The 21096-nt window shown below is 44.1% G+C and carries 19 protein-coding genes; all 19 read left to right on the forward strand.

All coding sequences use genetic code 11. From position 1 onward, the window contains the following. Positions 1-586 precede the first annotated feature (586 nt). The 19 genes from HED67_RS02870 (at position 587) to HED67_RS02960 (ending at position 21057) form a co-directional block, all read left to right on the forward strand. A complete protein-coding gene (locus tag HED67_RS02870; protein ID WP_178438236.1) occupies positions 587-1987 on the forward strand; it encodes a citrate/2-methylcitrate synthase in 1401 nt (466 codons plus the stop codon). 335 nt (positions 1988-2322) lie between these two features. Continuing rightward, positions 2323-2781, forward strand: a complete 459-nt coding sequence (locus HED67_RS02875; RefSeq protein ID WP_178438146.1) for a Na+/H+ antiporter subunit E — start codon at positions 2323-2325, stop codon at positions 2779-2781. 1 nt (position 2782) lies between these two features. After that, the gene (locus HED67_RS02880) at positions 2783-3106 is read left to right on the forward strand and encodes a monovalent cation/H+ antiporter complex subunit F (protein ID WP_178438148.1); all 324 of its coding nucleotides are present in this window, start codon (positions 2783-2785) and stop codon (positions 3104-3106) included. Then, on the forward strand, positions 3096-3422 hold the full coding sequence (locus HED67_RS02885) for a cation:proton antiporter (protein WP_178438150.1): 327 nt from the start codon (positions 3096-3098) through the stop codon (positions 3420-3422). Before HED67_RS02880 ends, HED67_RS02885 begins: the two co-directional genes overlap by 11 nt. Continuing rightward, complete coding sequence (locus tag HED67_RS02890) at positions 3419-3682, forward strand: hydrogenase subunit MbhD domain-containing protein (RefSeq protein WP_178438152.1); 264 nt, start codon at positions 3419-3421, stop codon at positions 3680-3682. Before HED67_RS02885 ends, HED67_RS02890 begins: the two co-directional genes overlap by 4 nt. Then, the gene (gene mbhE / locus HED67_RS02895; RefSeq protein ID WP_178438154.1) at positions 3675-4649 is read left to right on the forward strand and encodes a hydrogen gas-evolving membrane-bound hydrogenase subunit E; all 975 of its coding nucleotides are present in this window, start codon (positions 3675-3677) and stop codon (positions 4647-4649) included. The genes HED67_RS02890 and mbhE overlap by 8 nt, the downstream gene beginning before the upstream one ends. Position 4650: 1 nt before the next feature. Next, a complete protein-coding gene (locus tag HED67_RS02900) occupies positions 4651-5022 on the forward strand; it encodes a sodium:proton antiporter (RefSeq protein WP_178438156.1) in 372 nt (123 codons plus the stop codon). Further along, on the forward strand, positions 5023-6516 hold the full coding sequence (locus HED67_RS02905) for a complex I subunit 5 family protein (RefSeq protein WP_221717463.1): 1494 nt from the start codon (positions 5023-5025) through the stop codon (positions 6514-6516). Between the two features lie 13 nt (positions 6517-6529). Continuing rightward, entirely contained in the window at positions 6530-8005 is a 1476-nt protein-coding gene (locus HED67_RS02910) for a complex I subunit 5 family protein (protein ID WP_221717464.1), read from the forward strand. Positions 8006-8020: 15 nt separating this feature from the next. Further along, entirely contained in the window at positions 8021-9496 is a 1476-nt protein-coding gene (locus HED67_RS02915; RefSeq protein WP_221717465.1) for a complex I subunit 5 family protein, read from the forward strand. A gap of 15 nt (positions 9497-9511) precedes the next feature. After that, complete coding sequence (locus tag HED67_RS02920) at positions 9512-11635, forward strand: complex I subunit 5 family protein (protein ID WP_221717466.1); 2124 nt, start codon at positions 9512-9514, stop codon at positions 11633-11635. 370 nt (positions 11636-12005) lie between these two features. Next, positions 12006-13217: a 5-bromo-4-chloroindolyl phosphate hydrolysis family protein gene (locus tag HED67_RS02925; protein WP_221717467.1), complete on the forward strand. Its 1212-nt coding sequence runs from the start codon at positions 12006-12008 to the stop codon at positions 13215-13217. After that, positions 13214-14371: a toxic anion resistance protein gene (locus HED67_RS02930; protein WP_221717468.1), complete on the forward strand. Its 1158-nt coding sequence runs from the start codon at positions 13214-13216 to the stop codon at positions 14369-14371. The genes HED67_RS02925 and HED67_RS02930 overlap by 4 nt, the downstream gene beginning before the upstream one ends. Positions 14372-14536: 165 nt before the next feature. After that, a complete protein-coding gene (mutY, locus tag HED67_RS02935) occupies positions 14537-15592 on the forward strand; it encodes an A/G-specific adenine glycosylase (RefSeq protein WP_221717469.1) in 1056 nt (351 codons plus the stop codon). Between the two features lie 27 nt (positions 15593-15619). After that, the gene (locus tag HED67_RS02940) at positions 15620-16630 is read left to right on the forward strand and encodes a deoxyguanosinetriphosphate triphosphohydrolase (protein WP_215632740.1); all 1011 of its coding nucleotides are present in this window, start codon (positions 15620-15622) and stop codon (positions 16628-16630) included. Between the two features lie 15 nt (positions 16631-16645). Then, positions 16646-18427, forward strand: a complete 1782-nt coding sequence (dnaG, locus tag HED67_RS02945) for a DNA primase (RefSeq protein ID WP_178438173.1) — start codon at positions 16646-16648, stop codon at positions 18425-18427. A gap of 39 nt (positions 18428-18466) precedes the next feature. After that, a complete protein-coding gene (gene rpoD, locus HED67_RS02950; RefSeq protein WP_178438175.1) occupies positions 18467-19564 on the forward strand; it encodes an RNA polymerase sigma factor RpoD in 1098 nt (365 codons plus the stop codon). Positions 19565-19577: 13 nt separating this feature from the next. After that, a complete protein-coding gene (locus tag HED67_RS02955) occupies positions 19578-20297 on the forward strand; it encodes a tRNA (adenine(22)-N(1))-methyltransferase (RefSeq protein WP_178438177.1) in 720 nt (239 codons plus the stop codon). Next, a complete protein-coding gene (locus tag HED67_RS02960) occupies positions 20275-21057 on the forward strand; it encodes a Nif3-like dinuclear metal center hexameric protein (RefSeq protein ID WP_221717470.1) in 783 nt (260 codons plus the stop codon). Before HED67_RS02955 ends, HED67_RS02960 begins: the two co-directional genes overlap by 23 nt. Positions 21058-21096: the final 39 nt, after the last annotated feature.

Consider the following 21096-nt stretch of genomic DNA (forward strand, 5'->3'; position numbering starts at 1 on the left):
AGAGTTATCTGATGAAGGTAATTGTCAGATTTTGACGCACAGTTATATCAGATCGGAAAACTGTGCAGGTGATGATTCATATTCTACCAAATCGAATCATACCCGGAATGAATAATTTTAGAATAACATAATGAGAAATCTCCTCCTTAACCCTACCACAATCTTAGAAGAAGATTGAACAGTATATTTTCTGATTTATTCACAGAAGAAACCTTCCATATTATTGCTTTATGGGCGCAATAATATGGAAGGTTTTTTTGCTGCACAGGAGATTATGTTCTATGCAGCAAAAATCATAAATTTTTACTAAAATAAATAAAAACAAATTATGAAACATCATTAAAAAATAGACGTTATGTTGACTTTTAAAAATCCTCCGTTATAATTAAAATAAATTACGGTAACTGTTGAGAGCTAACCTCCAAAATGCTACGCATTTCGTCGGTGTGGCGTATCCGCCAAATAAAATTTCAAAAACAGTCTTAAAAATGCAAGCATTTTATACCTGTTTTTTGAAATTTTGCTTGGCTCTGAACAGTTACAAATTACGAACAAATGCTGGAAGGAGGATGTGCCTGTGGATAATATGAATCATTTATTATTTGATTTTCTGGAATCACATGCCAATCTGTATGAAGGAAAGGATGCCATTGATCCGGAGCTGTATGATACGTACAAAGTAAAACGCGGGTTAAGAGATAAGAATGGAAATGGTGTTGTAGCAGGCTTGACAACGATTTCAACCATTGAAGCCTTTGACATGAAAGATGGTGAGAAGATTCCCTGCGACGGGCGTCTTTATTATAGAGGATATGATGTAAGAGAGCTTGTTTCCGGAGCAGTACGTGAGAAACGCTTCGGTTTTGAAGAAGCTGCTTATCTGCTTCTGTTCGGTTGTCTGCCGGATCAGAGAGAATTAAAGCAGTTTTGTGATGTATTGGGAAGTATGCGGACATTGCCGACAAACTTTGTCAGGGATGTTATCATGAAAGCACCAAGCAAAGATATTATGAATTCTTTGATGAAAAGTATCCTGACACTGGCATCTTATGATGACCGTGTGAATGATCTGAGCGAGGCCAATGTGCTTAGACAGTGTCTGATGCTGATCAGTGAAGTGCCGATGATGGCTGTATATGGCTATCATGCCTACAATCATTATGAGCGTGAAGAGAGTATGTATATTCACAGACCGTCACCGGAATTGTCCACGGCAGAGAATATTCTGATGATGCTCAGACCGGATAAGAAATATACGGTACTGGAAGCGAAAGTACTGGATGTGGCACTGATGCTTCATATGGAACACGGCGGCGGTAATAACTCTACATTTACGACCCATGTGGTGACTTCATCGGGATCAGATACCTATTCTGTCATGGCAGCAGCACTGGCTTCACTGAAGGGGCCGAAGCATGGCGGGGCCAATATCAAGGTTATGGAGATGATGAGTGATCTGAAGCACAATGTGAAGGACACAAAAGATGAAGATGAGATCCGGGTTTATCTTGAGAAATTGGTAGACAAACAAGCCTTTGACAGGAAGGGCCTGATTTATGGTATGGGACATGCTGTCTATTCTTTATCAGATCCGAGAGCAGTTGTATTTAAGAGCTTTGTGGAGAGTCTGGCAAAAGAGAAGGATCGGATGGATGATTATCAGCTCTACAGTACCATTGAACGCCTTGCGCCGGAAGTCATTGCAGATAAGCGTAAGATTTATAAAGGGGTTAGTGCCAATGTGGATTTCTACAGTGGTTTTGTGTACAGCATGCTGGATATTCCGGTTGAATTATATACACCAATCTTTGCCATGGCAAGAGTTGTGGGATGGAGTGCACATCGAATGGAAGAGCTGGTAAATGCAGACAAGATTATTCGTCCGGCTTATAAGAGTGTTGCCGGAAGGAAGCCATATCAGCCGATGACCAAGAGACAGGAACGTGAATTGGGCGGCGGAAATTACCACAAAATAGAAGAAAAATAAAATGTATGAGATTTAGTACAATCCCAAAAATGCATAACAAAATGAAAAAATAAAATAACTAAAACTTCTTTTAATAGGAAGAAAGACGATAACTGATTGTTAAAAAAATATCACACCTTTATGATGAAGGTGTGATATTTTTTTAGTTTGCATGCGAAATTTCTATAATAATTTCTGGCTATAATTTAATAATATACCATAATTGTTAAAAAAATAACGAAATAATAAATTGAAAATAAATAAGATCAAACGTTTTGTATGTTTTAATATTTATGGACAATAAAAAATAGAATATGTTATAATTATTGCATAAAAAGTAGGAGAAGAGGTTGCTTATGTTTGTATTGTTCTTTTTATTCTGGGTGATGCTCAATGGACGGATTACAGTTGAGATCACCATCTTTGGTCTGGTTATCTCAGCAGCGATGTACGTATTTGTATGCAAATTCACAGGCTTCAGTTTCAAAAAAGATATGCTGATTCTGAAAAAGCTGCCGTTGATCGCTGCCTATTGTCTGGTGCTGGTGAATGAAATTGTTAAGGCCAATCTGACAATGATTCATTATCTTCTTTCACCGCAGATTCTTCCGGAGCCGGCATTGGTGCGGTTCAGAACGGATCTGAAAACGCATACAGCACAGGTGCTTCTGGCGAATTCTATTACATTGACACCGGGTACGATCACAGTAGAAATGAAAGATGGAGAATATCTGATCCACTGTTATGACAAGACAATGGGGGAAGGTCTTGATTCATCTGTATTTGTTTCTATGTTAAAGAAACTGGAGGGATAGTATGGATACAGCTTTTAAATCTTTTTTTCTGATATGCATTATTATTTTAGCAGTTCTGACATTTCTTTGCCTGATCAGAACGATCAAAGGCCCTAGGCTTGTGGACCGTATCGTGGGCACGAATATGATCGGAACAATGACCATTGCGATTATTGCACTTCTTGCAGCTTATCTGAATGAGAGCAGTATTCTTGATATTTGTTTGATTTATGCCATTATGAGTTTTGTGGCAGTTATTGTATTAACGAAGATTTATATCGGCATTTATAATGAGAAGAAGAGTGCACAGCACAAAAAAGAGGAGGAGAGTCAGGATGAGTATTAGTCCGGTTCGTTTTATTATAGCGGCAATCTTGATCATGACTGGTATCTTGATCATGGTGATACAGACTTTCGGTGTATTTAGGCTGAAATATGCACTGAATCGTATGCATGCTGCGGCAATGGGAGACTCTCTCGGAATTATGATGATTATTCTGGGAATGATGGTTATCTATGGTTTTTCCTTTGCCTCCCTGAAGCTTTTGACAGTGCTGATTGTTTTCTGGTTTGCGTCGCCGGTGTGCAGTCATCTGCTCGCAAAACTTGAGGTCAGTACCAATGAACAGATTGAAGAAGAATGTGAGGTGCCTGAGGAATGACAGAGTTAAGAATTATATTGCTTGTGTTTCTGCTTGTCTGTGCTATAGCAGTCAGCTTTTCAAAGAATCTGCTGATTTCCGTAGTCATTTACATGGCCTTCAGTTTGATCATGGCGATTATATGGCTGATTCTGGAATCTCCCGATTTGGCGATTACGGAAGCGGCTGTAGGCGCGGGAGTGACAAGTATCCTTTTCTTTGTAACACTTAAAAAGATACGATCGATCAAGACGACAGCAGAGGAGGATATTGATGAGTAAGAAAAATCCCAATTATCAAAATAGTTTTGCTGACAAGTTTACAAGATGGGTAAAGGGAGATTACGATCCTATCGAAGGTCAGATGGAGATGAACGCACCGGATAAGGAAGTTTTCGGTGATGAGAGAATCCGATATGTTCATTTACATATTGTTAAGTCCAACAATTACAGTGAGCGTATGTTTGAAGAGGGACTGGCAAAGAATGTCAGACGTTTTACAGGTCTGTACAAGATATTTGGTGTGATTGTCTCTGTTTTTATTGCCTGTCTGCTGCTCTGGACGGTGAGCTTTCTGCCGAAATTCGGTGATCCGAATGCACCGGAGAACAATGAAGTGGCGACCCGATATATTGAGCAAGGACTCAGTGAAACCGGTGCTGTCAATATTGTAACAGGTATGATCCTTGATTACAGAGCGTTTGATACATTCGGCGAATCCTGCGTGCTGTTTGTGGCATCGTGTTGTGTTTTGATTCTTTTGAGAGTGGATAAGGATGAAGATCCGGAATCCAGAGCCATTGAGGATATGAATGACAGACATTATGAACCGCGAAATGATACGATTCTTCAGAAGGTTGCCGATTTCCTTGTTCCGCTGATGATCATCTTCGGTATCTATGTGGTGCTGAATGGACATATTTCACCGGGCGGCGGTTTCTCCGGAGGTGCCATTATCGGTTCCGGTCTGATCTTGTATCTGACGGCCTATGGTTTTGAAAAAACACAGCGTTTTATGAATGAGAAGGTTGTAAAAGCACTGACGGTGGGGGCACTGACATTTTATTGCTTCGCAAAAAGTTATTCATTTTATACAGGAGCCAATCATCTGCACAGCATTATCACACCGGGAACACCGGGTAATATCCTCAGTGCAGGTCTGATTGTTTACCTGAATATCTGTGTCGGCATTGTTGTTGCCTGCACGATGTACTCATTTTATACATTGTTCAGAAAGGGAGGAATTTGATATGGGCTCATTTGCCACCAATTATGAAGAAATCGTTGCGGTTCTTCTATTTGTTATCGGTATGAGTAATCTTGTTTTCCAACCGAATCTGCTCAAGAAGATTATTGGACTTGATATCATGGATGCAGCTGTCTATCTTTTTCTTGCAGCAAAGGGATATATAGAGGGCAGAACAGCACCGATTGTCGTTGATGGTATTTTGGATGCCAGTCATTATATCAACCCCGTACCGGCGGGTCTGGTGCTTACAGGTATCGTTGTATCTGTCAGTGTCAGTGCCTTGATGATGGCGTTGACGGTCTGTCTCTACAGAGAATATCATACCCTGAATATCGATGAGATTATGATGAAGCTCAGAAAGGAGGAAGACTAAATGGAATTTGTCCAGAATTTTCCGTTTTTCTGCATTATTTTGTCCATGTTCTCGGCAATTATTTCTTTTGTAATGAACGGCAGAATTGCAAAATACATTCACGTGGCCATGGTTACGGCAGTGCTGATACTTTCCCTGGCAACCCTTTCCTTTGTGGCAGGAACCGGTGAGAGCTACACCTTTATGATGGGGCATTTTCCGGCACCATGGGGCAATGAGATCCGTATTGGTGAACTGGAGGCACTGATGGCAGTCTTTTTCAGTCTGATCATGATGCTATCCGTTTTCGGCGGTATGGCACATATCGACAGAGAGGTGCAGGATTCCAAGAAGAATCTTTTCTATATTTTACTGGATCTGCTGATGGCTTCTCTGCTGGCGCTGATCTATACCAACGACCTTTTTACGGCTTATGTATTTATCGAAATCAATACAATTGCAGCCTGTGGTCTGATTATGATCAAAAAACAGGGCAGAACTTATGTATCGGCACTGAGATATATGATCATGAGTCTTGTGGGATCAGGGATGTTCCTGATCGGCCTGACATTACTTTACAGTATTACCGGACATCTCCTGATGTCTCCTGCCAAAGTAGTACTGGAACAGATTATTGCCGAGCACAGTTATCAAGTGCCGTTGATGGTCATTATCATTCTGGTAACAGTGGGACTTGGAATTAAGAGCGGTCTGTATCCTTTCCATACATGGATTCCGGATGCTTACGGTTATACAACGCCATCAGCCAGTGCGATTTTGTCATCACTTGTATCCAAAGGGTATATTTTTCTGCTGATCAAGATTTTTTACAGAGTACTTGGATTTGATTCAATTATCAGCAGTCACATGGTCAATATCCTGTTTGCATTTGGTGTCATCGGAATGATTATGGGTTCTGTGGCAGCGATCAAGGAACGCAACATTCGAAGAATGACAGCCTATTCTTCCGTTGCACAGATCGGATATATTTACATGGGTCTCGGGCTCGGTACAACCGCAGGGGTTGTTGCGGCAGTTTTCCATATTATTTCTCATGGTGTTATGAAGTCACTGCTGTTCCTGAGTATTTCCGGTCTGACAGAAGTATCCGACGGACGTTCTGATTATCTGTCCTTAAGAGGTGCAGGACTTCGCAATAAGATCGCAGGTGTGGCCTTTACAGTGGGTTCACTTTCTATGATCGGTATGCCGCTGCTGACAGGATTTATCTCCAAATATTTATTTGCATCTGCGGCGACAACAGCAGGCAATAAGATGATCACAGCATGGGTGGTGCTGGCTGTCAGTACGGTGTTGAATACCATGTACTTTATGCGTACGGTGCTGACACTATACAGACCTGTGTCTGCGGAGGTTCACAAAGAATATACGGTTGAGAAATCCAAAATAGAAAAAGCAGCAATTGTTGGATTGATCTTATTAAATATCGGACTTGGTGTGGCTTCCCAGCCTGTGATCAAAGCCATCGAAGCCGGTCTTGCAATGTTTGGCTGATAAGGAGGAAAAAATGGATATTAATAATTATTTTTTAGTTTTTCCGGTACTTCTGCCAATATTTGCAGGCGTACTGCTGATGTTTCTCAAGTTTGGGAAGAGAGAGCATATGCAGCTGTATATTCTTACAATTCTCATTGTTGATCTGGCCAGTATCGGCTGGATCGCACTTCAGCCGGAAGATACGCTGACACTGAGTCCGTTCTTTATTGCAGAGGGACTTCATGTGTTCTTTCATGTGGATATACTTTCAAAGATTTTCTCGGTGCTGACGGCTTTTGTATGGCTGATGGTTGGCATTGCATCCTTTGAATATATGGCTCATGAAAAGAATGAGCAGAGATTTTATTGTTTCTATCTGGTTGTAGGCGGTGTTTTATCGGCGCTTGCTTTTTCAGGTAATCTGCTGACGATGTATGTGTTCTATGAATTGATGACATTGACATCTATGCCGCTTGTCATGCACAATCTGAGCCATGAGGCCATCATGGCGGGTCTGAAATATCTCTTTTATTCCGTGGCAGGTGCCTTTATGGTACTTTTCGGATTCTTCCTGTTCAATGCAGAAGGAAGAGTACTGTATTTTTCACCGGGAGGCATTATCAATGAGGCTAATCCGCCGGGCATCATGCTGTTTGCGGTATTTTTGATGATTGTGGGCTTCGGCACGAAAGCAGGTATGTTCCCAATGCACGGATGGCTGCCGACAGCCCATCCGGTAGCTCCGGCTCCGGCCAGTGCAGTTTTATCCGGTGTCATTACAAAGGCCGGTGTGCTGGGCATTATCCGATCCGTTTATTATGTAGCCGGTCCGGATATGATCAAAGGCACATGGGTTCAGTATACATGGATCATCCTGTCTGTTCTGACAATCTTTATGGGCTCTATGATGGCCTATAAGGAGAAGATACTGAAGAAACGTCTGGCTTACTCGACAGTCAGTCAGGTATCTTATATTTTATTTGGCCTTTCTGTGATGCAGCCGGTGGCATTTGTAGGTGCTCTTATGCATGTGATCTTCCATTCACTGGTTAAGAATACACTCTTTGTGTCTGCTGGTGCGATTATCTGCAAAACAGGCAAAACAAAAGCACGCCAGCTTGTAGGCATCGGCAAGGAGATGCCTGTGACGATGTGGTGCTTTACTCTTGTGTCGCTGACATTGATTGGTATTCCGCCTACAAGTGCTTTTGTCAGCAAATGGTATCTGATTTCGGGTGCGCTTGATTCAGGTATCCTGGGGCTTTCATGGATCGGACCGATTGTATTGCTGATTAGTGCACTGTTAACTGCCGGTTATCTGCTGACGATCTCTATCAAGGCCTTTCTTCCGGGAGAAGATTACAACTATGCGAAACTTGTTAACCATGAACCGACATGGCGTATGCTGATGCCAATGATCGTGATGACTGCCCTGGCAGTGATCCTTGGTATCTGGCCTGGCGGTCTGATGAAAATGTTTGCAGATATCGCTGCATCAGTACTTTAAGGGAGGAGAAGAAGTATGCCATCTTATTTTATACTTGTACCGATTCTGCTGCCTGTGATCGCAGGTGTTCTGCTGCTGGTTTTCCCGATTGAGGATGCCAGAAAGAGAAATATCTGTATTGAGATTATTGTTGTCATCAATACACTGCTTGTCTTATGGCTGCTGACACACCGTCCGTCTGAAAGTTTTTATATGTTTTCGCTGGGAGCACGTCTTCCGCTGACATTAAATGTAGATGGACTGGCAATGTTCTTTGCGGGTCTGGTGGCCTGTCTCTGGCCTCTGGCTTCTTTGTATGCCTTTGAGTATATGAAGCATGAAGAACGTGTCAATACATTTATGGCGTTTTATACCATCACTTATGGTGTGACACTGGGTGTTGCCTTTGCAGGCAATATCATTACCATGTATTTGTTTTATGAATGTCTGACAATGGTCACACTGCCTCTGGTTATCCATACGATGACGAGAGAGGCCAGAAAGGCAACCAGACAGTATCTGTATTACATGATTGGCGGTACGGCCTTTGCCTTTATTGCCATTGTCTTTTATTCACTGTTCTGCAATGACATCGCCTTCGTCCTTGGCGGTAATCTGAATCTTGCAGCTATCAGCAATCATATGGATATTGCATTGCTGGTGTATGTATTCGGATTCTTCGGATTTGGTGTCAAGGCGGCCATTTTCCCATTCCATGGCTGGCTGCCGGCAGCTTCTGTAGCACCGACACCTGTAACGGCGCTGCTGCATGCGGTGGCAGTGGTTAAATCCGGTGCGTTCGCTATTATGAGACTGACGTATTATTGTTTTGGAGCAGAGACACTGCATGGAACATGGGCACAGATTGTCGTGCTGATTGCAGCACTGATCACGATTACCTATGGTTCCACACTGGGTGTCAGAGAGACACATTTCAAGAGACGACTGGCTTATTCAACGATCAGTAATCTTTCTTATATTCTTCTGGCGGTGGCCACTATGTCTCCGTTAGGATTGATTGCAGGTCTCAGTCATATGGTTGTTCATGCAATCATGAAGATCAGTGCTTTCTTCTGTGCAGGTGCCGTTATGCATCAGACAGAGAAGAATTATATCTATGAGCTGGATGGTCTTGGATTTGAGATGCCGGTAACATTTGTGGCGTTGTTTATATCCGGTCTGTCGCTGATGGGTATGCCGTTGTTTGCAGGATTTGTGAGTAAATGGAATATTGTCCATGCATTGCTGGAACATGAGTCTATGCTTGGTTATATCAGCGTGCTCGTTCTGCTTTATTCAGGCCTTATGACAGGTATTTATATGTTGACGATCATTGTCCGTGCCTGGTTCCCGCATGTGGGTTATCATAAGGATCTGGTGGAAGATTTTAAGGATCCGAACTGGCTGATGAAAGGGCCTTTGATTATCTTTTCCGTATTAACTGTCGTGATTGGCTTCTATGCACAGCCGATGCTCGATTTCATCCAAAAAATTGCTACTGGCATTTATTAACAGGAGGGACAGAAAATGATTGGTAATCCGATTTTATTATTATTAGTTGTCGGTCCCATGGCAGCAGCAGTCATAGGCTATCTGATCGGGCGGGTGAATAAATCTGCCAGGGATTATTTTGCAGACGCTGTGACAATACTGGCTTTTCTGACAATGGTGTATTTTTTCCTGACCTACAAAGAAGGGCAGCCGGTATCATTGTATGTTCCTGAGATCTGTGGGATGGGACTGTCCTTTAAACTGGACGGTTTCAGAATCATCTTTGCTTCAGTGACAGCCTTTATGTGGATGATGACCACTATTTTTTCAAAAGAATATCTTGCCCACGCAAGGAACAGAAACAGATATTACTTCTTCCTTCTGGTGACATTTGGTGCCACCATGGGCGTGTTCCTGTCAGATGATCTGTTTACAACATTTGTTTTCTTTGAAATCATGTCGCTGGCTTCCTATGTCTGCGTGATCCATGATGAGAAGAAGGAGACGATGTATGCAGGCGCTGTTTATCTTGCAGTTGCCGTAATCGGCGGTATGGTTACCCTCATGGGCCTTTTGATGCTGTACCATGCGGCGGGAACACTGCAGTTAGATGCGCTGCTTCCGGTCTGTGAAGAAATTTTCCCGGAGAATGCCAGATGGCTCTATATTGCAGGCGGCTGTATTCTCTTCGGCTTTGGTGCCAAAGCGGGTATGTATCCGCTTCATATATGGCTGCCGATGGCTCATCCGGTGGCACCGGCGCCGGCCAGTGCGTTATTGTCCGGTATTATTACCAAAACAGGTATCTTTGGTGTTATTGTAATTTCATCCCGTATCTTTTTACACAACGGATACTGGGGAATGGTCATTCTGCTGTTTGGCGTGATTACAATGATGTTAGGCGGTATTCTGGCTATTTTTTCTCTGGATCTTAAGAGAACGCTGGCATGTTCGTCCATGTCACAGCTTGGTTTTATCTTTGTGGGTATCGGTATGCAGGGACTTCTCGGGGAAGAGAATGCTCTGGCAGTCAGGGGTACCATGCTGCATATGTTTAACCATTCCAACTTAAAGCTGGTGCTTTTTATGGCAGCCGGCGTGGTTGTGATGAATCTGCATAAACTGAATCTCAATGATATCAGAGGTTTCGGACGTAAGAAGCCATTGCTGCTCTATACGTTTCTGATGGGTTCACTGGGTATCGGCGGTATCCCGCTTTTTAACGGTTATGTCAGCAAAACATTGATCCATGAGAGTATTGTGGAATATATTGAACTGCTGAAGGAAGGACACGGTGCAGCAACCTTTGCTTTTGCTTCAGGCGTGGATGCGGCGGTTCTGTTTAAGGTGATTGAATGGCTTTTCATTGTCACGGGTGCCATGACAGTGGCTTATATGACCAAATTGTTTGTTGTACTTTTTGTGGAGGAAAACAGCGATCCGGAGATCCAGAAGCAGTATGAAGCAAAGACACATTACTGCAATAAGGTGACAGCAGCTGTTCTTGCGGTGACAGCGACAATCCTGCCGATCCTCGGCGTATTTCCGACAAGAACGCTGGACAAACTGGCGGATATGGGACAGGGCTTTATGTTCGGTGTTTCACCTCATCATGCCGTTCACTATTTTTCACTGGTTAATTTAAAGGGCGGTCTTTATTCCATCGTGATCGGTGCATTGATTTATGTTGTGATCATCCGTGGATGGATGATGGTGAAGATGAAGACAGGTACAGTAATTTATATGAATCGCTGGCCGGAACGTCTTGACCTGCTGGAACTGATCTACTATCCGGTGATCATGATTATTTTGCCGAATGTGGCAGCGTTTATCTGCAGATGTATGGATTTTATGATGGACGGACTGATCCTGCTGGCAAGAAAGACAACACACCGTCAGCTCCACGGAGGCAAAAATCCGCCGAAGGGTTACAGACTTTCCTTCTGGTTGGGTGGTTTCTGCAATAAAATCGCTTTGTGGCTGAACAAGACGATTTACAAGAAACATCCGCTGAAGCGAGACTATATTCTTCGTTTTGCAGAAAAAGAGAGAGTGATCAAAGATGCCAACAAGATTATTGTGGCAAGTGTGTCATTCAGTTTACTGATGTTTGGCATCGGTATGATTATCACGGTTATCTATCTGTTTATGGCAGTATAGAGTATATACGAATATAGGAAATAAACAAAAGGTACAGTTTTTCGGGACTGTACCTTTTTTGATAGAAAATAAGCCTGATCGCAGTGTAATAAAAATCTAAGCACATATCACTATGTGCTTAAGAAGAGGAAGGTATATGAAAAAGATTTTCAGCAGACCAGATCTGATGAATTCCGGTTGTCAGATATGACCTGTTGTTATTATGCAGTATATCGGAGAAATGTAAATACTGCTATCAGCAGAGCATAAATTGCAGGTAAAGTTTTTGTGAACAAAAACAAAACATGTGTTTGAAGTACTAAATACTTCTTTCTTTTTACTGTCAAATGCGATATAATGAAAGGCATAAAATGACGGAGGAAAAGCAGATATGCCAGAGAAGGATAATCCCGGAATGGGCGAAAGAATTCAGTCGATGGTGGAAGACGCCATCAATTCCATGGACTTTGAACAGTTGAATAAGAATATCACAGGTTCTATACAGTCCGTTTTTGAAGAATTGAATATACAGCCGCCTGCGGGAACCAGATCAAAGGTCAGCAGCACTTCAAATGTGAGATATCATTACGGTACAGAGAAGAAGACCGGCGAGCGTGGGATGACCAGGTATGTGAAGAATCCGCCGGGCACAGTGACAGGGCCTCTCTGCACTGCATTAGGCGGTATGTTTACAGGCATATTTGGCATTACATCCATTGTGATGGCTGCTGTGCAGAGTGCGGTCCCTGCTGCTGTTATGCTCGGACATATTACTTTGTCCCTTACAATTCCGTTTACAGTTGCTTCAGCACTGGTATTGGCAAAGGGAATTTCCCTCAGCAGACGGGTGAGAAGATTTAGGAGATATACGAGAACGATCGGAGAGAGGACGTATTGTCAGGTGAAGGAGCTGGCATCCGCGGTGGGAAAGAGTGAGAAGGTTGTTGTGAGAGATCTCCAGAGACTGATCGAGAACCGGGCTTTTACCAATGGACATCTGGATATACAGAATACCTGTCTGATGCTTGATGATACGACTTACAGGCAGTATCTTGAGACACAGGAGGCTTACAGACAGCGAAGACTTGAGGAACAGGCGCGTCAGAGCGCAGACAAAAGCATTTTTTCATCAGAAGGCATTGAGAATCAGGATCTCATCCGGGCTATTGAAGAGGGCAATCGCTATATCGAAGCCGTCCGAAGAGCCAATGATGCGATACCGGGAGAAGAGATATCCGAGAAGCTATACAGACTGGAAACACTGATCAGGAAGATATTTGAAGTGCTGAAGCAGAAGCCGGAACAGCTGCCGAAGCTTCGCAAGTTTATGCAATATTATATGCCGACAACACTGAAACTCGTGCAGACTTATCAGGAACTGGATACGCAGCCTGCAGCAGGAGAGAATATCCAACAGTCAAAGGCGGAGATAGAGAAGACGCTGGATACCATCAATCTGGCCTATGAAAAGCTTTTAGACAGTTTTTTTGAGGATGCAGCCATGGATATCAAGTCAGATATCACAGTTCTTGAAACGATGCTGGCACAGGAAGGGTTGACAAAGAATCCATTTGATACAGAATCAGGGAGTGAGCGCAGATGAGTGAGATTAAATTAGATGAGACACCGACATTGACATTTGAACCATTTATAGAGGAAATGCAGCCGCCGGCCCGGGAACAGAAGAAACAGGTGACTGAAACTGTTCAGGCTTTTGATGACAGTATGCTCAGCGATGAAGAGAAGAAGATGGTTGAGGATTTTGCCGCGAAGATTGATATTGCCAATTCCACACAGGTGATGCAGTATGGTGCAGGTGCACAGCAGAAGGTGGCCGGTTTTTCGGAGAAGGCACTGGAGAACGTGAGAACAAAAGACCTCGGTGAAGTGGGGGATATGATCACAGGTGTTGTCACAGAATTAAAGAATTTTGATGCAGGAGAAGAAGAGAAAGGTCTCTTCGGATTTTTCAGGAAAAATGTGGATAAGCTGACAACCATGAAGACGAAGTACCAGAAGGCAGAGACGAATGTGAACCATATCGTGGAGGCTCTTGAACAGCATCAGGTTCTGTTAATGAAAGATGTTGCGACATTGGATCAGCTGTATGAACTGAATATGACCTATTACAAAGAGCTGACAATGTATATTCTTGCCGGGAAGAAGAAGTTATATCAGGTTGAGCATGTGGATATCCCTGCACTGGCAGCGAAGGCACAGGCATCAGGTCTACCTGAAGATGCACAGGCTGTCAGTGATCTGACTGCATTGGCGAATCGTTTTGAAAAGAAGCTGCATGATCTTGAACTGACGCGAACCATCGCTATGCAGATGGCACCTCAGATTCGTCTTGTGCAGAACAATGATACGATGATGTCTGACAAGATACAGTCAACCATTGTGAATACGATTCCCTTGTGGAAGAGCCAGATGGTGATCGCACTGGGAATTGCACATTCAGAGCAGGCTGCAAAGGTTCAGCGGGAAGTATCGGATTTCACCAACGAGATGCTGAAGAAGAATGCAGAGCGATTGAAGACAGCATCTGTGAATGTGGCCAGGGAATCTGAAAGAGGTATTGTGGATATAGAAACATTACAGACGACAAATGAACAGCTGATCAGTACATTGGATGAAGTGCTTCAGATCCAGAGAGACGGAAGAGCAAAGCGTCAGGCAGCTGAAGTTGAACTTCAGAAGATCGAAGGCGATTTAAAGGCAAAGCTTCTTTCAATGAGAGGTTCTGTACAGGGGTAGGAATGCTGTATGTCTGTGAAGCAGACTGAAAATCTACCCGCGGATTCGTAAATGGATCTTGAACTTCAGGTGATCAGCATAGTGTAGGGCAGGGCAGTTTTGAATATCAGAGCTGCCTTGTTCTGATAAAACAGACAGAAGATATATGAGTTAAAGGGGGCTGTTATGACAGAAGAAGGATATAAAGAGGCAGCGCAGAATGTGACAGCCTGGTATCGGAGCCATGGGCGCGATCTTCCATGGCGCCGGACGAAGGATCCATATGCCATATGGGTCAGTGAGATTATGCTGCAGCAGACGCAGGTAGAGACAGTGAAGCCTTATTATGAACGCTTTATCAATGAATTGCCGACGGCAGCGGATTTGGCCGAGGCGGAGGAGCAGCGTGTTTTTAAATTGTGGGAGGGGCTTGGATATTACAGGAGAGCTTCCCATCTGAAAGAAGCGGCCGAGACGGTTGTCAGGGATTATGCCGGCAGGTTTCCGGATACGTATGAAGAATTGCTGAAGTTAAAGGGTGTCGGCATGTACACGGCCAGTGCCATCGCAAGCATTGCATTCGGCATTCCAAAAGGTGTTGTGGACGGCAATACACTGAGAATTGTTTCGCGTTTACTGAACAGGGAGGACAATATTGCCCTTCAGAAGACAAAGAATGCTTTTGGAGAGGTAATGGATGCCATGATCCGTTATGCGGATCCTTCGGACTTTAATCAGGGAATGATGGATCTTGGAGCCATGATCTGTACACCTGCCAAACCGGTCTGTGAAGCCTGTCCCATCGCTTCATTGTGTCAGGCCAGATTGGCTGGAACAGTGGGACGTCTTCCGGTCAACAACAAGAAGATCAACAAGAGTATTTTGGAGTATATGACAGTGGTCATCAGAGAGAGTGACCGATATTTTATGATACCGAATGAAAACGGCCTGCTGCAGAATTTATACGGTTTTGCACAGTACAGCTGTGACACACCATCGGAGTTTGAGCAGCTTTTTTATGACCAATATGGTGTGAGAATACGCCTGACGGAGTATGTCAGCGATATAAAGCACGTTTTTACACACAGGGAGTGGCGGATGCATGTCTATGGCGGTGAAGTTGCCGGGGAGCGATCATTTGGGAACAGAACAGATTTTTACACCCTGGAAGAGATAGAGAAACTGCCTGTTTCAACGGCACATCTGAAGGTATTAAAGAGTTATTTGAAAGCTGTGAATTGACGACTTTTCGAAAAGGGGGAACCGGCAATGAATATTCGTGAGGAGAGAGAGGCATGGGAGCAGAGTTATCTGAGCCCATATGCGTCAAAGAGCAGTGAGACCATGGGAAGGGATCGTCAGGAAGATAAATGTGATATCCGTCCCGAGTATCAGCGTGACAGAGACCGGATTCTTCATTCGAAAGCATTCAGACGGATGAAGCACAAAACACAGGTGTTTCTGGCACCGAGAGGTGACCATTACAGAACAAGACTGACGCATACACTGGAAGTATCACAAACAGCGAGAACGATTGCAAGGGCGCTGAGGCTTAACGAAGACCTGACGGAGGCAATTGCCCTGGGCCATGATCTGGGGCATGCCCCTTTTGGACACGCCGGAGAAGCTGTATTGAATGAAATTTGTCCGGAGGGGTTCAGACATTACATACAAAGTGTCCGTGTCGTGGAAGTTCTGGAGAAGAATGGATTGGGACTGAATCTGACAAAAGAGGTCAGGGATGGGATGATGAATCATTCCACGTCGAGAATGCCAAAGACACTGGAAGGCAAAATTGTGAGACTTTCAGACAAAATTGCTTATATTAATCATGATATAGATGATGCGATTCGCGGGAAGATCATCATTGAGGAAGAATTGCCGGTGAAGTATACGGATATTCTCGGGCATGATTCCAAGGAAAGGCTCAATACGCTGATTCATGATGTAATCGACAACAGCATGAACAGGCCGGATATTCTGATGTCGGAGCATGTGGAGGATGCGATGCTTGGTATGCGTCGATATATGTTTGAACATGTATACAATAATCCGAAAGCCAAGAATCAGGAGACAAAGGCACAGAATGTGCTGAGAGAACTCTATGGGCATTATATGAAATATACAGAACAGATGCCGGAAGAATACAGAAGGCTTATTGCAGAGGGGCGCTGTTCGAAGGAACGGGCGGTGTGTGACTATTTGTCGGGAATGACAGATCAGTACACAATAGAAACCTATGAGGCACTTTATATTCCAAAGGCATGGAAGATTTACTAGAAGGATGTGACAGGGATGTATTATCCTGATGAAGTAATAGAAGAAGTCAGAAGCAGCAATAATATCGTGGATGTGATTGGCAGTTATGTACGGCTTCAGAAAAAGGGCAGTTCTTACTTTGGCCTCTGCCCGTTCCACAATGAGAAGTCGCCGTCGTTTTCCGTCAGCCCCAATAAACAAATGTATTATTGTTTTGGCTGCGGAGCCGGGGGCAATGTATTTACCTTTATTATGGAATATGAAAATCAGACGTTTCCGGAGGCTATGAAAGTACTGGCAGACAGAGCGGGAATCGCACTTCCGGAAGCGGAACTGACAGAAGAACAGAAAAGGGAAAGAAATAAACGGCAGCTGCTGTTGGAGATCAACAAAACAGCAGCCAACTATTTTTATTATCAATTGAATAATGAACAGGGACAGCAGGCCAGAGAATACCTGGAGAATAGAAAGCTGTCCAAGGAGACGCAGATCCATTTTGGACTGGGATATGCCAGCAAATACAGCAACGATCTTTATCTGTATCTGAAAAAGAAGGGATATTCGGATCAGATTCTGAAGGAGACGGGACTGCTCACTTATGATGAAAAACATGGTGCTCATGACAAGTTCTGGAATCGTGTCATGTTCCCGATCATGGATGTGAACAATAAAGTGATCGGTTTTGGCGGGCGAGTCATGGGTGACGGAACACCGAAGTATCTGAATTCACCGGAAACCATGCTTTTTGATAAGAGCAGAAATCTCTATGGGCTGAATTATGCCAGAACATCCAGAAAGTCATATATGATTATCTGTGAAGGATATATGGATGTGATCGCTATGCATCAGGCAGGTTTCACCAATGCGGTGGCTTCTCTTGGTACGGCCTTTACCATGCAGCACAGTGTTTTGCTGAAACGGTATACTCAGGAAGTCCGTCTGGCCTATGACAGTGATGGTGCAGGACAGAAAGCGGCCCTCAGAGCGATTCCGATCCTGAAATCTGCCGGTATCAATGTGCGGGTGATCCATATGAACCCCTATAAAGATCCGGATGAATTTATCAAAAATCTTGGGACAGAGGCCTTTCAGGAAAGAATTGATGCAGCGGAGAGCAGTTTTATGTTTGAAATCTCCGTATTGGAGAAAAATTATAAACAGTCGGATCCGGAAGGCAGAGCTTCTTTTATGAAAGCGATGGCAAGGAGATTGCTGCAATTTCCGCAGGAACTGGAGCGAAACATTTATATTGACGCCATTGCCGGACGTTACGGCATTGCATCGGAGGAACTGAAGCGGATGGTGAACAGTTTCGGTGCATCTATGAGCAGAGAACAGGTGGAAGAAGCTATTTATCAGCAGCAGGAGCAGGAAGAGATGCCTGTGAAGAAGCGTGCTGAGAAGGAAAACAGCGTACTGACTGCTCAAAAACTGTTTCTGACATGGCTGATTGAAGATCCGTCGCTTTATGATAAAATCAAAGATTATATTGATGAGGATGATTTTGAAGATCCGCTTTATCACAAAGCAGCAACACTTGTCTTTGAGGAATTAAAGGTAACCGGTCAGGTGACCCCTGCCAGAATATTGAATCAGTTTGAAGATGTGGAGGAACAGAAAACAGCAGCGTCGCTGTTCAATACAAAGCTCAAGACAGATGATGACCCTGCCATTCGTGAGAAGGCGTTGAATGAAACGGTGAAGCGGATCAAGAAAAACAGTCTGGAACTGAAGAGCAGAAGCGTCAGGGAGATTTCGGATCTTCAGAAAATCATCCAGGAGAAAGCAAAGCTTCAGAAGCTGTATATTTCTCTTTAATAATGGAAAACTACTAACAATATGCCCGGAGGAAAACAAATGGACGAAAATATGGCACTTTTTATGGATAAATTAAAAGAATTGGTTCCTTTTGCAAAAGAGAAGGAGCAGGAGCTGACACCGGATATGATCAGTGACTTTTTCGGTCATATGCCGCTGACAGAGGATCAGATAGAGAAGATATATGATTATCTGGAATCAAATGGTATTTTTGTGGATCGAAGCAATGATGAGCCGGATCGGAGAATGCTGGATGAGGTGGAGGAAGATATTGACCCGAATGATATTTCTGTCCCTGAGGGAATCGGAACGAATGATCCTGTCCGTATGTATCTGAAGGAGATCGGGAATATTCCGCTTCTGACACAGGAAGAGGAGATTGAACTGGCCAAAGAGATGAAGGCAGGAAGCAAGAAAGCTGCCAAAAAGATGGCAGAAGCAAATCTTCGTCTTGTTGTCAGCATAGCCAAGCGTTATGTGGGACGCGGCATGCAGTTTCTGGATTTGATCCAGGAGGGCAATGTCGGACTGATCAAAGCAGTTGAGAAGTATGATTATACCAAGGGTTACAAATTCAGTACCTATGCTACATGGTGGATACGCCAGGCAATTACCCGTTCTATTGCAGATCAGGCAAGAACCATCCGTATTCCTGTACACATGGTTGAGACGATGAATAAGATTACGAAGGCACAGCGTTCACTGACACAGGAACTTGGCAGAGATCCTTCAGTGGAAGAAATTGCGGAGAATGTGCATATGGACGCCGGCAGGGTGCGTGAAATCCTGAAACTGGCTCAGGAAACAGTCTCACTGGAGACACCGGTGGGAAGTGAAGAGGAGAGTCATCTGGCAGATTTTATTGAGGATGAGCATACACCGCTGCCTTCTGATGAAGCTGCATTCGGACAGCTCAAAGATGATATCAGAAGTGTCCTGGACAAATTAAATGAGCGTGAACAGAAGGTTCTCAGGATGCGTTTTGGCTTGGATGACGGCCATGAGCATACCCTTGAGGAAGTGGGTCAGGAACTCAATGTTACTCGTGAACGTATCAGACAGATTGAGGCTAAAGCGCTGCGCAAGCTGCGCCAGTCCGGCAAATCGGCGGGCCTTGAAGGTTATCTGAATCAGTAAGCGGAGGAAATATATGCAGTTATCAATACGAATGCAGGCGGTGGCCGATATGGTGACTCCCGGAGGAAAAGTGGCGGATGTCGGTACGGATCACGGATATGTACCGATTTATCTGATTGAACAGAACAAAGCCTTTCACGCCATCGCCATGGATGTGAGAAAAGGGCCGTTGGCAAGAGCGGGAGAGAATATTGTCCGGTTTGGCTGCAGCGGCCGGATAGAGACGCGTCTCTCAGATGGTTTGGAGAGACTTGAACCAAATGAGGCGGATACAGTGATCATTGCAGGAATGGGGGGCTTGCTTACTGTTCGTATTCTGGAAGCGGGACTGGAAGTGCTGAAGACGGTCAAAGAGTGTGTTCTGCAGCCGCAGTCCGATCTGGACAAAGTCCGTCAGTTCCTGCATCAGCATCATTTCTGCATTGTACAGGAAAAAATGTTGATTGACGAGGGAAAGTACTATACGGTTATGCGTGTAGTTCATGGAGAAGAATCGCCTTATACAGAGGCGGAGGATTTATATGGCAGACACCTGATCGATGATAAGAGCCCGGTATTGGCAAAATATCTTGCAGGGCAGAAGAATGTCAAAGAAAAACTACTTGAAGCACTTTACAGCAAAGATTCCGAGAAGAGCCTCAAGCGGCAGCAGGAGCTTTTACATGAGCTGCAGATGATAAATGATACAATAGCAAGGATGGTGGATGAGAATGCAGAGCAAAGAGCTGATTGAGAAATTAGAAAGACTGGCACCGCCTGAATATGCGGAGAGCTGGGATAATCCGGGACTTCTTGTGGGCAGTGCAAAACGTGAAGTCCATAAGGTATACATAGCACTGGATGCGGATGGAGAGGCTGTTGACCGGGCTGTCAGATGCGGCTGTGATATGATTCTGACACATCATCCGCTTCTGTTTTCTGCCGTCAAATCTATCAGGGATGAGGATTTTATCGGTCATCGCCTGATGATGATGATTGAGAACAGAATCAATTATTTTGCCATGCATACGAATTTTGATACAGCAGTGATGGCAGATCTGGCAGCAGACAGACTGAAACTGCAAAATAAGCAGCCGCTTGCCATGGTCAGAGAAACAGAAAGCGGATTAAAGGGCATTGGCTCAACCGGTGATCTGACAGAGGAGATGACATTGGCCGATCTGGCCATCTTTGTCAGAAAAGCATTTAATCTGCCTCAGGTGAGATGTTACGGAAAACCTGATACAAAGATCCGACGGGTATCTATGTGTCCGGGATCCGGCAAAGGGATGGACGGAGATGTATTAGAAGCCGGCGGCCAGGTCTTTATTACAGGCGATGTGGATCATCATTATGGTATCGATTGTGTAGAAAAAGGAATTTGTGTGATCGATGCGGGGCATCATGGACTGGAACATATTTTTGTGCCCTTTATGGAGCAGTGGATGCAGGAAAACTGTCCGGAAATTGAGACAGTGACAGATGGCAACCAGTCACCTTTTTTTGTTGTATAAATGACCGGAGGACGTTGCCATCCTGAACAAAGGAAAACA

The sequence above is a fragment of the Pseudocoprococcus catus genome (assembly GCF_019734885.1).
Taxonomy (GTDB): domain Bacteria; phylum Bacillota; class Clostridia; order Lachnospirales; family Lachnospiraceae; genus Coprococcus_A; species Coprococcus_A catus.

What these genes read in the sequence shown, in the direction of transcription:
- HED67_RS02870 (WP_178438236.1), top strand. Translation starts at nt 587, where the DNA reads ATGAATCATTTATTATTTGATTTTCTGGAATCACATGCCAATCTGTAT.
- HED67_RS02875 (WP_178438146.1), top strand. Translation starts at nt 2,323, where the DNA reads ATGTTTGTATTGTTCTTTTTATTCTGGGTGATGCTCAATGGACGGATT.
- HED67_RS02880 (WP_178438148.1), top strand. Translation starts at nt 2,783, where the DNA reads ATGGATACAGCTTTTAAATCTTTTTTTCTGATATGCATTATTATTTTA.
- HED67_RS02885 (WP_178438150.1), top strand. Translation starts at nt 3,096, where the DNA reads ATGAGTATTAGTCCGGTTCGTTTTATTATAGCGGCAATCTTGATCATG.
- HED67_RS02890 (WP_178438152.1), top strand. Translation starts at nt 3,419, where the DNA reads ATGACAGAGTTAAGAATTATATTGCTTGTGTTTCTGCTTGTCTGTGCT.
- mbhE (WP_178438154.1), top strand. Translation starts at nt 3,675, where the DNA reads ATGAGTAAGAAAAATCCCAATTATCAAAATAGTTTTGCTGACAAGTTT.
- HED67_RS02900 (WP_178438156.1), top strand. Translation starts at nt 4,651, where the DNA reads ATGGGCTCATTTGCCACCAATTATGAAGAAATCGTTGCGGTTCTTCTA.
- HED67_RS02905 (WP_221717463.1), top strand. Translation starts at nt 5,023, where the DNA reads ATGGAATTTGTCCAGAATTTTCCGTTTTTCTGCATTATTTTGTCCATG.
- HED67_RS02910 (WP_221717464.1), top strand. Translation starts at nt 6,530, where the DNA reads ATGGATATTAATAATTATTTTTTAGTTTTTCCGGTACTTCTGCCAATA.
- HED67_RS02915 (WP_221717465.1), top strand. Translation starts at nt 8,021, where the DNA reads ATGCCATCTTATTTTATACTTGTACCGATTCTGCTGCCTGTGATCGCA.
- HED67_RS02920 (WP_221717466.1), top strand. Translation starts at nt 9,512, where the DNA reads ATGATTGGTAATCCGATTTTATTATTATTAGTTGTCGGTCCCATGGCA.
- HED67_RS02925 (WP_221717467.1), top strand. Translation starts at nt 12,006, where the DNA reads ATGCCAGAGAAGGATAATCCCGGAATGGGCGAAAGAATTCAGTCGATG.
- HED67_RS02930 (WP_221717468.1), top strand. Translation starts at nt 13,214, where the DNA reads ATGAGTGAGATTAAATTAGATGAGACACCGACATTGACATTTGAACCA.
- mutY (WP_221717469.1), top strand. Translation starts at nt 14,537, where the DNA reads ATGACAGAAGAAGGATATAAAGAGGCAGCGCAGAATGTGACAGCCTGG.
- HED67_RS02940 (WP_215632740.1), top strand. Translation starts at nt 15,620, where the DNA reads ATGAATATTCGTGAGGAGAGAGAGGCATGGGAGCAGAGTTATCTGAGC.
- dnaG (WP_178438173.1), top strand. Translation starts at nt 16,646, where the DNA reads ATGTATTATCCTGATGAAGTAATAGAAGAAGTCAGAAGCAGCAATAAT.
- rpoD (WP_178438175.1), top strand. Translation starts at nt 18,467, where the DNA reads ATGGACGAAAATATGGCACTTTTTATGGATAAATTAAAAGAATTGGTT.
- HED67_RS02955 (WP_178438177.1), top strand. Translation starts at nt 19,578, where the DNA reads ATGCAGTTATCAATACGAATGCAGGCGGTGGCCGATATGGTGACTCCC.
- HED67_RS02960 (WP_221717470.1), top strand. Translation starts at nt 20,275, where the DNA reads ATGCAGAGCAAAGAGCTGATTGAGAAATTAGAAAGACTGGCACCGCCT.